This window comes from Mesorhizobium sp. GW821-FHT04C10 (assembly GCF_059420305.1).
Map to the genome: position 1 here is coordinate 892,773 of NZ_JBWKTL010000001.1, position 13,846 is coordinate 906,618.

At 62.9% G+C, this 13,846-nt stretch carries 11 protein-coding genes and 1 pseudogene; 8 read left to right on the top strand and 4 right to left on the bottom strand.

Annotated features, from left to right (window positions below):
• Positions 1-56: 56 nt before the first annotated feature.
• Positions 57-1,361 carry a hypothetical protein gene (locus tag AC07UC_RS04190; RefSeq protein ID WP_494904223.1) on the top strand — a complete coding sequence of 435 codons (1,305 nt, stop codon included), beginning with the start codon at positions 57-59 and terminating at the stop codon, positions 1,359-1,361.
• A 368-nt stretch (positions 1,362-1,729) separates the two neighbouring features.
• On the opposite strand, the gene AC07UC_RS04195 is transcribed toward AC07UC_RS04190, so the two are convergent.
• Entirely contained in the window at positions 1,730-2,089 is a 360-nt protein-coding gene (locus AC07UC_RS04195; RefSeq protein ID WP_494904225.1) for a hypothetical protein, read from the bottom strand.
• Positions 2,090-2,308, bottom strand: coding sequence for a hypothetical protein (locus AC07UC_RS04200; RefSeq protein ID WP_494904227.1), 219 nt, complete (start codon positions 2,306-2,308; stop codon positions 2,090-2,092).
• Positions 2,309-2,488: 180 nt separating this feature from the next.
• Here AC07UC_RS04200 and AC07UC_RS04205 point away from each other — a divergent pair.
• The 6 genes and pseudogenes from AC07UC_RS04205 to efeO (AC07UC_RS04230) form a co-directional block, all read left to right on the top strand.
• Positions 2,489-3,931: pseudogene (locus tag AC07UC_RS04205) on the top strand (YifB family Mg chelatase-like AAA ATPase); the annotation flags it as partial.
• A 338-nt stretch (positions 3,932-4,269) separates the two neighbouring features.
• Complete coding sequence (locus tag AC07UC_RS04210) at positions 4,270-5,685, top strand: aldehyde dehydrogenase family protein (RefSeq protein WP_494904229.1); 1,416 nt, start codon at positions 4,270-4,272, stop codon at positions 5,683-5,685.
• 215 nt (positions 5,686-5,900) lie between these two features.
• Positions 5,901-6,746 (top strand): iron uptake transporter permease EfeU, encoded by an 846-nt coding sequence (gene efeU / locus AC07UC_RS04215; RefSeq protein WP_494904231.1) that lies wholly within the window; start codon positions 5,901-5,903, stop codon positions 6,744-6,746.
• A complete protein-coding gene (gene efeO, locus AC07UC_RS04220; RefSeq protein WP_494904233.1) occupies positions 6,743-7,918 on the top strand; it encodes an iron uptake system protein EfeO in 1,176 nt (391 codons plus the stop codon). Before efeU ends, efeO (AC07UC_RS04220) begins: the two co-directional genes overlap by 4 nt.
• Positions 7,915-9,213 carry an iron uptake transporter deferrochelatase/peroxidase subunit gene (gene efeB, locus AC07UC_RS04225; protein WP_494904235.1) on the top strand — a complete coding sequence of 433 codons (1,299 nt, stop codon included), beginning with the start codon at positions 7,915-7,917 and terminating at the stop codon, positions 9,211-9,213. Before efeO (AC07UC_RS04220) ends, efeB begins: the two co-directional genes overlap by 4 nt.
• Before the next feature lie 38 nt (positions 9,214-9,251).
• Positions 9,252-10,067 carry an iron uptake system protein EfeO gene (gene efeO / locus AC07UC_RS04230; RefSeq protein ID WP_494904237.1) on the top strand — a complete coding sequence of 272 codons (816 nt, stop codon included), beginning with the start codon at positions 9,252-9,254 and terminating at the stop codon, positions 10,065-10,067.
• A 90-nt stretch (positions 10,068-10,157) separates the two neighbouring features.
• On the opposite strand, the gene AC07UC_RS04235 is transcribed toward efeO (AC07UC_RS04230), so the two are convergent.
• The gene (locus tag AC07UC_RS04235; RefSeq protein ID WP_494904239.1) at positions 10,158-10,811 is read right to left on the bottom strand and encodes an outer membrane protein; all 654 of its coding nucleotides are present in this window, start codon (positions 10,809-10,811) and stop codon (positions 10,158-10,160) included.
• 185 nt (positions 10,812-10,996) lie between these two features.
• Between AC07UC_RS04235 and AC07UC_RS04240 the strand changes: the two genes are divergently transcribed.
• On the top strand, positions 10,997-11,512 hold the full coding sequence (locus AC07UC_RS04240) for a GNAT family N-acetyltransferase (RefSeq protein WP_494904240.1): 516 nt from the start codon (positions 10,997-10,999) through the stop codon (positions 11,510-11,512).
• 68 nt (positions 11,513-11,580) lie between these two features.
• Here the strand turns inward: AC07UC_RS04240 and AC07UC_RS04245 are convergent, their stop codons facing one another.
• Positions 11,581-13,752, bottom strand: a complete 2,172-nt coding sequence (locus AC07UC_RS04245; protein ID WP_494904241.1) for a malate synthase G — start codon at positions 13,750-13,752, stop codon at positions 11,581-11,583.
• Positions 13,753-13,846: the final 94 nt, after the last annotated feature.

Below are 13,846 nucleotides of genomic sequence, written 5' to 3' on the forward strand. Positions count from 1 at the left end.
TGCTTCGACGTCGGAGGTGGCGCGACTTTCAAATCCATCGATGGCAGATAATTGCAATGCCAACTCCCAAGCGGTCAGCCCGCTTCCCGGCCCTCAGATCTACCCTGGATAGCGGATCATACGAAGTCGGCTATAGTGCTGGCATGGGACACATTTCAGCATCGTTTGAGCAAGTCAGGCGCCGTATCACCCTGCTGCGAAACACGGTTAGCTTCCGCTACAAAAAGGTGCTTGGCCGCGCCTATGTTCGTCTGTCGATTTTTCAGGCGGAAATGTATCTGCGAAAGAATGGCCCGATAAAGGTTCTTATTGACAATTCGGCGCTTGGGCATGGCATCACCCATGAGACGGCGTGGATGAATACCGGAATATCATTGTGGGGCGGGCAGATTCCGGTCAACACAGGGTACTCAACACGAATTCCCGTCCATGCGCCGGGTAGCTCGGATCGCATCTATCGTGAGGTGACATATCTCGTCGGCATTGCTGAGCTGGCCAAGCGGGGTCACATAGAACTCGTGACATCGGCGGAGCTGCAGGCCGAAAGCCAGAGACAACCAATCGGTCGTTTCCTCGGATATGGCACTCAGGATCTCAACGTGTTCGAGGGTATCCATATGTCCTCAGTTGATGGGCATCATTTTGATGCAGTTGACGCAAGGGCGGCCCAGCAAGCACGTCTCGAGAAATCCAAAGCCGAGCCTTTCGTAACTCTGGCGCGGCTGCTACCGAAGAAAAGCAACCTTGATGCGTGGCACATCCATACGGCCCACAAACATGATCTGTATTGCTTTCTGGCCATTGATTTTCCTCTGGCGAACAACTTCAGGCGCGTTTCGCAACACAAAGAATTCCCACAGCTCAATACCAAATTGATGCTGCCTTCCGAACTTGCGGCCGCTATTCAGCTGCGCCCTATCGCAACCTTCGCCATAAGCTACCAGGACGCCAGTTGGTTTGTTCATCCCGAGCTAAGTTCGCCGGACAATAAGAGAACGCCGCCGAGACAAGGCACCGTACATTTTAGCCCACCAGAGCAGCCAGAGATGTCCATGCCGGAGTCAGAAAATGCCAGCTCACACATCAACATCGTGCCCGCTGTTGGAGAAATGATGGGGGCAAGCATTAACTACGGGCACGATGCGGTGGGCATCCAGTACAAGGATAGATCGGGCCAGTGGCATCAGTTGGACATGGTGCTTGGGGATGCAATGTATCTACTTTCAATATTGAAAGGGATGCAGCTGAATCTCGACATACCGTTTCCAGATGATCCACGCGACCCAAACGCCACTCCCATCCGCCCGAGTGAAGCTGGTAAAATGTCAACTCCGACTGGTCGGTCAGCAGGTAAGAATTGATACCTCAATCGGCACTTGTTGATCCGATGGAATGTCTGCCTCAGTCACCGATGTCCGGCTTGAAGTCGAGTCCGGTCGTTCGGGTTCAGTGGCCCGTAAATCCACGTCCAATTAATATGGCACAATATCAGTATGGATCCTCCACCCGCTAACCCGAAGCCGACGTGTGCCTTCCACAGCGCGATTGCAGCTTTGGGTTTCACCTTGGACGTTCCTTTATCGTCTGAAGGCAGAAAAGACTGCACACGGTGCAGGCTGCTTTTGACGTAATCTACAAAGCTGGTGCAGAACCTCAGCGGGTTTGTCATCGACTCGCTTGAGGACTTGCTCGAAAAGGCGCTCTCCGGGCAGGGGCAGCAACCATATGATCACGTGTAGCGCTTGGCTGCCTGCCGTTCGCGGTGGCATCGGTCGTGAACCAGTTCCGTGTTCTCGACCGTATAGCCATCTGCGGCGTTAAAGCGGTCCAATTCGGAGTAGGCGACCGGCATTGCCTCGTTGCAGTGAGCGCATCGCCCGTCCTGCTGCGCCCATTTCTTCTGCTTTAAGGCCCGACGCTGCATCGGTTTGCCGCGTTCGTCGTAGATCAGTTCCTTAAACACCTTCCGACGATAGGCGAATAACAGGTCTCGGTCGTCGCCCGCAAGTTCCATAAGCTTGGCGCGGATAACGGCCAGGACTTCATTTGCCTTAAGAAGCTCATCGGCAGCGAGCCTGCGATTAGCCATTCAGCTTTTCCGATGCACGCGCCGCACGGCTTCCTCCATCATGGGCCACAACTCAGGTGGACAGGGCTTAACCTTGGAGGCGGTACTGATACGGTTAGGTGCCATCTGTCGGGTCAGGCCCAAAGCAGCCTTCACGTCAGCGGTATGGCATGTTTCGACCTTCTTGCCATACTTGTAGAGAACATAAGCTCTCTCGCGCTTATATCCGGCTTCGTCCATGCGATCTCCTCCTGATGCTTCCCAGAATAGCAGACCTGACCCATGATTCCAGCGTGGGTCGACACCAATGCGGAGTGGCACGGAAACTCAGCGTCGGAACCGACCCCATCCCATACCGACATCCCATCTTCGAAGTTCCATGCAGACTCTAGGACCAGAGCCAAATTAATCCGCTTCACAATGCAGATCGTCGGCCTGCCCGACAAGGCGGTGGCCGAAAGCCGCGAGCGCGTGCAGGCGGCACTTCATGCGTCGGGCCTGTCGATGCCGTCGAAGAAGGTGACGGTCAATCTGGCGCCGGCCGACCTGCCCAAGGAAGGCAGCCACTATGATCTGCCGATCGCGCTTGGCCTGATGGCAGCTCTTGGCGCCATTCCGGGCGACATGCTGGCCGGCTATGTCGTGCTTGGCGAGCTCTCGCTCGACGGCACGATTGCCGCCGTCGCCGGTGCCTTGCCGGCGGCGATCGGCGCCAATGCCGAAGGCAAGGGGCTGATCTGTCCGTTCGCCTGCGGGCCGGAAGCAGCCTGGGCCGGCAAGGACTTCGACATTTTGGCGCCGCGCAGCCTGATCGCCATTGCCAACCATTTCCGTGGCACGCAGGTGCTGTCGCGCCCCGAGGCCGGTATCCACGCCTCGGCCCGCGACCTGCCCGACCTCGCCGACATCAAGGGCCAGGAGACGGCCAAGCGGGCGCTGGAAGTGGCGGCCGCCGGTGGCCACAATCTCTTGATGGTCGGGCCGCCGGGCTCGGGCAAATCGATGCTGGCGCAGCGGCTGCCGTCGATCCTGCCGCCGCTGGCGCCGAAGGAATTGCTGGAAGTCTCGATGATCGCCTCGGTGGCGGGCGAGCTCGGCGAAGGCAAGCTGACCGACCGGCGGCCGTTCCGCGCCCCGCACCATTCGGCCTCGATGGCGGCGATGGTCGGCGGCGGGTTGCGCGCACGGCCGGGCGAGGTGTCGCTGGCGCATCACGGCGTGCTGTTCCTCGACGAATTCCCGGAATTCACGCCGCAGACGCTCGACGCGCTGCGCCAGCCGCTGGAGACCGGCGACTGCATGATCGCGCGCGCCAACCACCGCGTCACCTATCCGGCGCGCATCCAGCTGGTGGCGGCGATGAACCCATGCCGTTGCGGCATGGCCGGCGAGCCGGGCTATCGCTGCCTGCGCGGCGAGCGCTGCCGTACCGACTACCAGGCACGCATTTCCGGTCCGCTGCTCGATCGCATCGATCTCAGGATCGAAGTGCCGGCCGTTTCGGCCAGCGACCTGATAAGGCCCGACCGGGCGGAGAAGAGCGCTTCCGTGGCGCTGCGCGTCGCCCGTGCGCGCACCATCCAGCGCGAGCGTTTCGAGCGGCTCGGCGTGACCCGCGCCACCACCAACGCGCATTGCGCGCCGGCTGTCATCGAAGACATCGCCGTGCCCGACGCCGCCGGCCTGTCGCTGCTCAAGGACGCCAGCGAGAAACTCGCCTTTTCGGCGCGCGCCTACCACCGGGTGCTGAAAGTGGCGCGCACGCTGGCCGATCTCGACGCCAGCGAGACCGTCGGCCGCATCCATCTGGCCGAGGCGATCTCCTATCGCATGAGCTCGGAGCGGGTGGCGCAGGCAGCGTAGTCGGCGTAGTACCGTTCCTCTTGAAGCCGGTGACTACCAGCATGGTTGTCGGAATGCGACGCTTCCCCAAGCGAGAGCATCCCGTTCCCGCCAGGCGGCCAACGGCCGCATGCGCGGTCGAGAGCCTTGGCGAGGTCGCACCCGTTCCGCCGGCCCGATCTCACGAAACAATCCGGAAACAAGATTCAATAGTGCAGAAAAACTAGCGAAAAGAATGGGTAGCATCGTTCGTCCATGGCGGTGAGGCCGCTGTGGATGCCTCGTCTGGGGCACCAAAGCCATGACGAAGACGGCCAGCCGGTGCTCGCCTCTTCGACAGTGGGCGCCGGGGGGAAGATATGACGATCCATACCAATGCCAACACGCTGCTCTACATCAACGGTCGCTGGCGGTCAGGGCACTCGCCGAGCCTTCCTGTCGTAGATCCGGCCACCGAGGCTCGCATCGGCACCTTCGCCACGGCCGGCGTGGGAGACCTCGATGATGCTGTCGCCAGCGCGGAGCACGGGTTGTCCATATGGCAACGGACGAGCGCTCTCGAACGGTACCAGACGCTGACACGGACAGCCGAGCTGTTGCGCCGACGCATCGAGCCCATCGCACGGTCGATGACAATGGAGCAGGGAAAGCCGCTCGCCGAGGCACGCGCCGAGGCCGCCGCGGCCGCCGCCCTGATCGACTGGTTCGCAAATGAGAGCCGCAACGGCGCGGCGACGGCGACGCGCCCGAGAACGGAGACCTTCGCGCAGGCCGAACCGATCGGACCCTTGGCGGCGTTCGTGGCTTGGAGCTTTCCCCTCGGGCAGGCCGCGCGCAAGGTGTCGGCCGCCCTAGCCTGCGGCCGCTCGGTGGTCCTGGCGGGGCCGGACGCGGCCCCGGCCAGTTGCGCCGCCCTGGTCACTGCTTTCGCTGACGCCGGTCTGCCTGCCGGCGTGCTGAACCTGGTTTACGGCCCGCAAGCGGAAGTCGCACCATACCTGGTCGCACATCCCGCCATCGAGGGGGGCTCATTTAGCGGCCCTGCCTGGCTCGGTGCGCGATTGGCGGATTTGGCAGGCACCCACGGGAAGCGACTGGTATTGGAGCTTAGCGGACAGGCGCCAGCGATCGTCTTCGACGATGCCGATATCGGTCTCGCGGTGAATTTGCTTTGCAAGGCGAAGTTCCGGAATGCGGGGCAATCGCGTTTCGCCCCCACGCATATCCTGGTGCAGGACTCCGTCCACGGACGTTTCCTCGACGATTTCATCGAGGCTATGAAACGTATCCCGGTCGGAAACGGATTTCAGGACGGTATCGAGATGGGGCCCCTGACGGGCGAACATCGCATCAGGACCATGGAGGCCGCGATCTCCAATGCTCAGGCACGGTCGGCCGTCGTGGTGGCCGGAGGGCATCGGATGGGCAATTTCGGATATTTCTTCTGGCCTACCGCCTTGACGCAAGGAACACCGGAAGCGGGCTCGATGGATGCCGAGCCCTTCGGGCCGATCGTAGTGATAAGCCGTTTCGATCGATATGAGACCGCAATTGAAGGGGTGAGCCGTCTTCGCCCCATGGCACTGCATGCCCATACTACGTCGAAGACCACGACCGGCAACATCAGACGCGATGTCGCCAGCGACTTCCTGTTTTTCAATCAGCGTGACAATCGGGCCCTCTCGACGCCGCTCGGCGATATCATTGGCGGTGCCGGGCATGACGACACGTTGGAAGGCTACGCGCAGGCGAGGTTGATAAACCAGTCGGCCTGACCACGCCCCTGCGGGCGCAATCAAGATCCCTCCCTTTCGGTCGCCGCGATCACGCCGACATCTCATTGATGTGATCGCGCCTCCCTTGTGCCGCCGCGGCGGTCGAGAATAAAAGCTGACCGCTCCGCACAAGTTTTCGGTTCCCTCATGGAAAGCGTCAACTTCGGCGGATGCAGCCTCCCAAGGGCCTCCTCGTCGGCGTGGCTGGACAGACAATGCTGGTACCGTTCCTGATCATGTTCCGCGAGGGCGTCGAGGCGGCGCTCATCGTCGGCATCATCGCCAGCTACCTCAAGCGCACCGGCCGTGGCGCCTGGATGCCGGTGGTGTGGATCGGTATTTTTCTCGCGCTCGCCTTCTCGCTCGGGGTCGGCGCCATCCTGCAATTCGCCAGCGTAGAGTTTCCGCAGAAGGCGCAGGAACTGTTCGAGGCCGTCATCGGGCTGGTCGCCGTCTGCGTGCTGACCTCGATGGTGTTCTGGATGCGCAAGGCGGCCCGTTCGATCAAGGCGGAGCTGCACAATTCCATCGACGCGGCCTTCGAGACGCCATCGCGCAAAGGCTTCGGCCTGATCGCCATGGTCTTCCTGGCCGTGGCGCGTGAAGGTGTCGAGTCGGTGTTCTTCCTGCTCGCCGCCTTCCAGCAGGAAAACAGTCTTGCGCCGCTGGCGGCACTTGCCGGCGTGCTGGTGGCGGCGGCTGTCGGCTACGGCATCTATGCCGGCAGCGTGCGGCTCAACCTCAGGCGCTTCTTCCGCTGGACCGGCGCCTTCATCCTGATCGTCGCCGCCGGCCTGCTCGCCAATTCGGTCAACGCGCTGCATGAGGCCGGCCTGTGGAACCATGGGCAGACGATCGTCTTCGACGCCAGCGGCGTGCTGCCTATGGACAGCCCGCTGGGCTCGGTGCTTTCAGGCATTTTCGGCTATATCGACGCGCCAACGGTCAGCGAGATCGCCATCTATCTCGGCTTCCTCTTGCCGTCGCTGTGGGTCTTCCTGGCCGACCGGCCGGGCCTGCAATCGGCAACGGCCTCCAAGCAAGGGCGGCCGGCGACATGACCGCGACGCCGCAATCCCCTGTATTGCCGCGCACGGCGGTCCGCATCGGCCTGGCGCTTTCCCTCATGCTGCTGGTCGCGGCTGCCGCCGCCTTCACCTATGCGACACGGGTCGCGCAGAAAGGACGCCATCTCGCGGCATCGGCGACCTCGGTGGCGATCACCGGAAAATCCTGCGAGCCCAACGAGCTGAGCGTCACCGCTGGTCGTCATGTGTTCCAGATCGAAAACCGCTCCGACCGCGCCGTTGAGTGGGAAATCCTCGACGGCGTGATGGTGCTGGAAGAGCGCGAGAACATCGCGCCGGGCTTCACCCAGACCTTGGCGACGCGGCTCGAGCCCGGTGACTACGCCATCACCTGCGGCCTGCTCTCAAACCCGCGCGGCAGGCTGCACGTTCTACCGGCCGCCAATGCCGGCGCCGCACGGAAACCTGATCTTGCCGCCTATATCGGCGCGCTCGCCGAATACAAGGTGTTCCTGGCGACCGAGACCGATGCCTTCGTCCAGGCGGCCGGCACCTTTGCAGACGCGGTCAAATCGGGCGACCTGGCGGCGGCAAGGACGCTCTATCCGCCGGCAGAGATCGCCTATGCGCATCTCGCGCCGGTGTCGCCGCTGTTTTCGGACCTCGACGCGGCCATCGACGCGCGCGCCGATACTTTCGGCCAGCGTGAGGTCGATCCGGATTTCGGCGGCCTGCATCGCCTCGAATACGGGCTGTTCAGCCAGGGCGGCACGGACGGCCTCGCTCCGGTCGCCGACAAGCTGGCGGGCGACGCGGCGCTGCTGAAGACGCGCATCCACGATCTGCGCATCATGCCCGAAAGCATGGTCAGCGGCTCGGTTGCGATCCTCGAGCGGCTTGCCGCTCCAGGTCCCGACTTCGGCGACAGCCCCTACGCCCATGGCGACCTCACCTCCTTCGAGGCGGCGGTGACGGGTGTGCGCAAGGTATTCGACCTTCTGCGTCCGATCGCGGCCAAGAGCGCGCCCGAGATCGTGACGTCGCTCGACAAGGATTTCACCGTGCTGGGGGACATGATCGCGGTGCGCCGCGCCGGAGCCTCCGACGCGCTGTCCGATCCCGCCAAGGCCGAACTCGGCAAGGCGGCAACCGTGCTCGCCGGCGACCTCGCACGATTGCGCGAAACCATGGACCTGAGCCAATGACAGCCGGGGGAAAACCAGACAAACCGAACGCGGCCTTCTCGCCCTCGCGCCGGTCCGTGCTGATCGGCGCGGTCGCCGGGGCGCTCGCCCCGCAGGCCGCCGTGGCGGCCAGCGCCGGCAGCGTGACCAATGCGCCGGAGAGCGACACGATCGACCAGCGGCAGCCCTTCCATGGCGAGCACCAGCCGGGCATCGTGACGCCGCGGCCCGCGGCCGGCCTCGTTGCCTCGTTCGACGTGCTTGCCCAGAACCGCGCCGGACTGCAGCGGCTGCTGCGCACGCTGACCGAGCGCACGGCCTTCCTGATGGCGGGCGGAACGCCGCCCGTGCTCGACCCGAAGTTTCCCGCCGCCGATTCCGGCATCCTCGGTCCCGTGGTGACGCCGGACAATCTGACGATCACAACCTCGCTCGGCGCGTCGATCTTCGACGATCGTTTCGGCCTGCAGGCGCTGAAGCCGAGGCATCTCGTCCAGATGACCTCCTTCTCCAACGACGCCCTGCAGGAAGAGTTCTGCCACGGCGACCTGTTGCTGCAGTTCTCGTCGAACACGCCGGACACCAACATCCATGCGCTGCGCGATATCGTGAAGAATACGCCTGATACACTGCTCCTGCGCTGGAAGCAGGAAGGTTCGGTGCCGGTGCGGCCGGCGAACCCTGGAAAGCCCAAGCAAAGCGCGCGCAATTTCCTCGGTTTCCGCGATGGTTCGGCCAATCCGGATTCCACCGACGACGAGCTGATGAAGCGGATCGTCTGGGTGCAGTCCGGCAGCGCCGAGCCGGCCTGGACGTCAGGCGGTTCCTACCAGGTGGTGCGCCTCATCAGAAATTTCGTCGAGCGCTGGGACCGCACACCGCTGCGGGAGCAGCAGACGATCATCGGCCGCCAGAAGGCCAGCGGCGCGCCGCTGGAAGGCGGCACGAGCGAGGCCGATGTTCCTCACTTCGCCAGCGACCCCCAGGGCAAGACCACACCGCTCGACGCGCATATCCGGCTTGCCAATCCGCGCGACGCCGAAGCGCAGAAGCACCTGATCCTGCGCCGGCCTTTCAACTATTCGAACGGCGTCAGCAAATCCAACCAGATGGATATGGGCCTGCTGTTCATCTGCTACCAGGCAGACCTCGAACAGGGTTTTGTCGCCGTGCAGACCCGCCTCAACGGCGAGGCACTCGAGGAATACATCAAACCCTTTGGTGGCGGCTATTTCTTCGTCCTGCCGGGCGTGCAGGACGATCAGGATTATCTCGGCCGGTCACTGCTCGAAATGGCCGCTTCGACGCATGCCTGAACCCCGAACCCGCTTCGCACCATGAGAGGATATATCCGATGAGAACCCTGCTTGCCGCCTCCGCAATCGCGCTGCTGACCGGCCTCGCGCCGGCGCACGCCGCCGTCTCGCCGCTCGATCTCGTCCAGCCGATCGCCGACTACAAGCTCTACGTCCAGGGCAAGATCGAGACGCTGGTGACCAGCACCAAGGCGTTTACCGACGCGGTCAAGGCAGGCGACCTCGCCCAGGCCAAGGCGCTTTATGCGCCGGCCCGCGTCAACTACGAGACCATCGAGCCCATTGCCGAATTGTTCTCCGACCTCGATGGCGCCATCGATTCGCGCGCCGACGACCATGAGCAGAAGGAAAAGTCGGCGGACTTCTACGGCTTCCACCGCATCGAATACGGCCTGTTCAGCCAGAACACCACGGATGGCCTCGGTCCGCTGGCCGAAAAACTCGACGCCGATGTGCTGGACCTGCAGAAGCGCGTCGCCGGCCTCACCGTGCCGCCGGAAAAGGCCATCGACGGGGCGGCCGGGCTGCTCGAGGAGGTGGCGTCCAGCAAGATTTCAGGCGAGGAAGACCGTTACAGCCACACCGATCTGTGGGATTTCCAGGCCAATATCGACGGCGCCCAGAAGATCGTTGCCCTGGTACATCCGCTGGTCGAGAAGGAAAACCCCACCTTGATCAAGACCGTCGACGACAATTTCGCCACCGTCGACGCCATCCTTGCCAAGTACAAGACATCAGATGGTTTCGAGACCTACGACAAGCTGTCGGACGCCGATCGCAAGGCGCTGGCCGGCCCGGTGACGGCGCTGGCCGAGGATTTGTCCAAGCTGCGGGGGACGCTGGGATTGAACTGAGGGCTCGCGCGGGGCCGCGGATCGAAATCGATCGCAGCCCAGACCGTCCGGTCGTGCGGACATCAAGCGCCGGCTTCGCGTGGCCGGGAGTCAGAATTTATAGGCAACGGCAGCGCGAACGACGCTGAAACTCGTCTTCACCTCATAGGACGCGAACGGGTCAAACCCGAAATCCTTCTTGCCAAGGTCGACGTAAAGATATTCCGCACGGACGGTCCAATTGTTGTTGAAGGCATATTCAGCACCGCCGCCGACCGCATATCCGGTCTGGAACTTGGTCTCGGCCGCCGCGAAGACATGCTCATCAATTTTCACATTGCCCATCGCAACGCCGGCTGTGACATAAGGAAGCCAGCGATCAAAGGCGTAGCCGACGCGGCCTCGGATCGTTCCGAAGGCATCCACTCTCGCTTCAGCGCCGAGGCCGCCACCATCGACGCCCGGCGAAAATTCTTTCTTGAATCCCAGGTAGTTGATGTCGCCTTCAACACCGAGAACCCACTGACCGTACTGATAGTTGACGCCGACCAAACCGCCACCGGTGAAATTCCCGATGTCAGCCGAGCCGAGAATGCCGGTGTAATCTCCGTCGACTTTGCCGAAGGCGCCGCCGGCGTTTGCACCGACATAGAAGCCCGTCCATGAATATGGGATATCCATGGCAGCCACCGGTTGAACAATGTCTGCCGCTTTGGCCCCAGTGATGGTCATCCCTGCAAGCAGGAAACCTAAAACAAGTCGCATGGATCGCCCCCAAGCCGAGTTGTCGTCACCACTATCATGGTAAATATACGCTAAAATTCCCGGAAAGCTGTATCAAATATGGCCACTCTTCTGACTAAATTAGTGATTGCCAATACGCTGCACTCGTGAGGCCAGCGCCTGACGGGTCGCGTAGTCTCACGATGATGCACTCACCGGGGGTTGGGATGATTTCGATTTTGCCGGCGCGCGGTACCGAGGACTTCGAGACAATGGCCGGGCTTTGCCGCAAGCTTGCGCTATGGGATGCCGAAGCGGTGCAGCCTTACGGTGTCTCGGCAGAAGACGTGATGACGATTTTCCATCCCGAAACGAGCGGCGGCGGATTGGCGGCGAAGTTCGGCGCGCCGGATGCCATGGCGTTCATCGCGCGATCGGAGAACCAGCCGGCGGGTTGCCTCGCCTTCGACCGGTTCGACGACGAGACGGCGGAGGTTCATAGGTTCTTTGTCGATGAATCGTTTCGCGGAAAGGGGATTGGCCGTGCCCTGATGGGGGCCGCGCTGGCGGAGATCAGGAAGGGCAGGAGCCGGACAGTGCTGATCCACACGACGTTCTACATGACGAGTGCGGTCGCCGTGTACGAGTCGTTCGGCTTCAGGTCTTGCCCGCCCTTTCGCGAAACACCCGAGCATGTCAGGCATACCGACGTCTTCATGTCGCTCGCGATCCGATCCTTATAAAGGGGATGAGGAACGCTGGCGCTTCCGCCCGTGCTCGGCCAGTGCGTAATCTCTTCTGGACCTTTTGTTCAGGCCCGCTCTTTCGCCTTCAGCTCCAGCCGCCGCGCGTGCAGCACCGGCTCGGTGTAGCCATTCGGCTGGGTCGTTCCCTTGAACACCAGGTCGCAGGCGGCCTGGAAGGCGATCGAGGTGTCGAAATCCGGCGCCATCGGCCGGTAGAGCGGATCGCCGACGTTCTGGCGGTCGACGATGGCCGCCATGCGCTGCAGGGAATCGCGCACCTGGATTTCCGAACACACCTTGTGGCGCAGCCAGTTGGCGATGTGCTGCGAGGAGATGCGCAGCGTGGCGCGGTCTTCCATCAGGCCGACATCGTTGATGTCGGGCACTTTCGAGCAGCCGACGCCCTGGTCGATCCAGCGCACGACATAGCCCAGAATGCCTTGCGCGTTGTTGTCGAGTTCGCGCTGGATCTCGTCGGGGGTCCAGTTCGGCCGCACCGCCACCGGCACGGAAAGGATGTCGTCGAGCTTCGCCTTCGGGCGGCTCTTCAGCGCCGCCTGTACGGCATGCACGTCGACCTTGTGGTAGTGGGTCGCATGCAGCGTCGCCGCCGTCGGCGACGGAACCCAGGCGGTGTTGGCGCCGGCCCTGGGATGGGCGATCTTCTGTTCCAGCATGGCCGCCATCAGGTCCGGCATCGCCCACATGCCCTTGCCGATCTGGGCATGGCCGGCCAGCCCGCATTCGAGCCCGGTGTCGACATTCCAGGCCTCATAGGCGGAAATCCAGGCGGCCTGCTTCATGTCGCCCTTGCGGATCATCGGCCCGGCTTCCATCGAGGTGTGGATCTCGTCGCCGGTGCGGTCGAGGAAGCCGGTGTTGATGAACACGACGCGCTCCTTCGCGGCGCGGATCGCTTCCTTGAGGTTGACGGTGGTGCGCCGCTCCTCGTCCATGATGCCCATCTTGATGGTGTTTTTCGCCATGCCGAGCAGCGCTTCGACGCGGTCGAAGATCTCGACGGCGAAGGCGACCTCTTCCGGCCCGTGCATCTTGGGCTTGACGACGTACATCGAGCCGGCGCGGGAGTTGGCGCGGCGGCCGTTCGGTCCGACATCGTGCAGCGCGATCAGCGCCGTCAGCGCCGCGTCCATGATGCCTTCCGGCACCTCGTTGCCGTCGCGGTCCAGGATCGCCGGATTGGTCATCAGGTGGCCGACATTCCTGACCAGCATCAGCGAGCGGCCGGGCACGGTGAGCTGGCCGCCGGCGGGCGCGGTGTAGGCGCGGTCGGGATTGAGCTTGCGGACAAAACTCTTGCCGCCCTTGGTGATCTCCTCGGCGAGATCGCCCTTCATCAGGCCAAGCCAGTTGCGGTAGACGACGACCTTGTCCTCGGCATCCACCGCCGCGACCGAATCCTCGCAGTCCTGGATGGTGGTCAGCGCCGATTCCAGGATGACGTCGGCGATGCCCGCCGGATCGGTGCGGCCGATCTGGTTGGCGCGGTCGATCACGATCTCGATGTGCAGCCCGTTTTTCACCAGCAGCACGGCATCGGGATTGGCGGCATCGCCGCGATAGCCGACGAATTGCTTGGGATCGGCCAGTGTGGTGCCGCCGGCGCCGGCGCCGAGCTTCAGCGCGCCATTGGCCACCGACAGCCCGTTGACGCCTGCCCATTTGCCCGAGGTGAGCGGCACCGACTGGTCGAGAAAATCCTTGGCCCAGGCAATGACCCTGGCGCCACGTGCCGGATTGAAGCCCTTGCCTTTTTCCGCGCCGCCCGTCTCGGGAATGGCATCGGTGCCGTAGAGCGCGTCGTAGAGCGAGCCCCAGCGCGCATTGGCGGCATTGAGCGCATAGCGCGCATTCATCACCGGCACGACCAGCTGCGGCCCGGCGACATCAGCGATTTCCGGGTCGACATTCTCCGTCGACACGCTGAAGGCCGGCCCCTCGGGGAGGAGATAGCCTATGTCCTTCAAGAAGGTCCTGTAGACGTCCATGTCGACGGGCGCGCCATTGTCGCGGTACCAGCCGTCGAGCTTTTCCTGCATGGCGTCGCGTTTTGCCAGAAGCGACCGGTTCTTCGGAGCGAGATCGTGGACGATGGCCGAAAGGCCGTTCCAGAACGCATCGGCGGCGATGCCGGTGCCGGGCAAGGCCTCGCCAGCCACAAAATCATGCAGCTCGCGGGCAATCCGCAATCCGGCGATCTCGACGCGATCGGTCATCAGGCTACTCCAGATGAAAGGCTTTGCGGGGCGTTTGGCATGTTGAGTTTGCCGGGTCAATTCAGCTTAGGGTGAAGGTGCCGTATTTAGGTAA

Excerpts from the sequence above, each read along its gene's own strand:
- AC07UC_RS04190 (WP_494904223.1), top strand. The coding sequence starts at position 57 with ATGCCAACTCCCAAGCGGTCAGCCCGCTTCCCGGCCCTCAGATCTACC.
- AC07UC_RS04195 (WP_494904225.1), bottom strand. The coding sequence starts at position 2,089 with ATGGCTAATCGCAGGCTCGCTGCCGATGAGCTTCTTAAGGCAAATGAA.
- AC07UC_RS04200 (WP_494904227.1), bottom strand. The coding sequence starts at position 2,308 with ATGGACGAAGCCGGATATAAGCGCGAGAGAGCTTATGTTCTCTACAAG.
- AC07UC_RS04210 (WP_494904229.1), top strand. The coding sequence starts at position 4,270 with ATGACGATCCATACCAATGCCAACACGCTGCTCTACATCAACGGTCGC.
- efeU (WP_494904231.1), top strand. The coding sequence starts at position 5,901 with ATGCTGGTACCGTTCCTGATCATGTTCCGCGAGGGCGTCGAGGCGGCG.
- efeO (WP_494904233.1), top strand. The coding sequence starts at position 6,743 with ATGACCGCGACGCCGCAATCCCCTGTATTGCCGCGCACGGCGGTCCGC.
- efeB (WP_494904235.1), top strand. The coding sequence starts at position 7,915 with ATGACAGCCGGGGGAAAACCAGACAAACCGAACGCGGCCTTCTCGCCC.
- efeO (WP_494904237.1), top strand. The coding sequence starts at position 9,252 with ATGAGAACCCTGCTTGCCGCCTCCGCAATCGCGCTGCTGACCGGCCTC.
- AC07UC_RS04235 (WP_494904239.1), bottom strand. The coding sequence starts at position 10,811 with ATGCGACTTGTTTTAGGTTTCCTGCTTGCAGGGATGACCATCACTGGG.
- AC07UC_RS04240 (WP_494904240.1), top strand. The coding sequence starts at position 10,997 with ATGATTTCGATTTTGCCGGCGCGCGGTACCGAGGACTTCGAGACAATG.
- AC07UC_RS04245 (WP_494904241.1), bottom strand. The coding sequence starts at position 13,752 with ATGACCGATCGCGTCGAGATCGCCGGATTGCGGATTGCCCGCGAGCTG.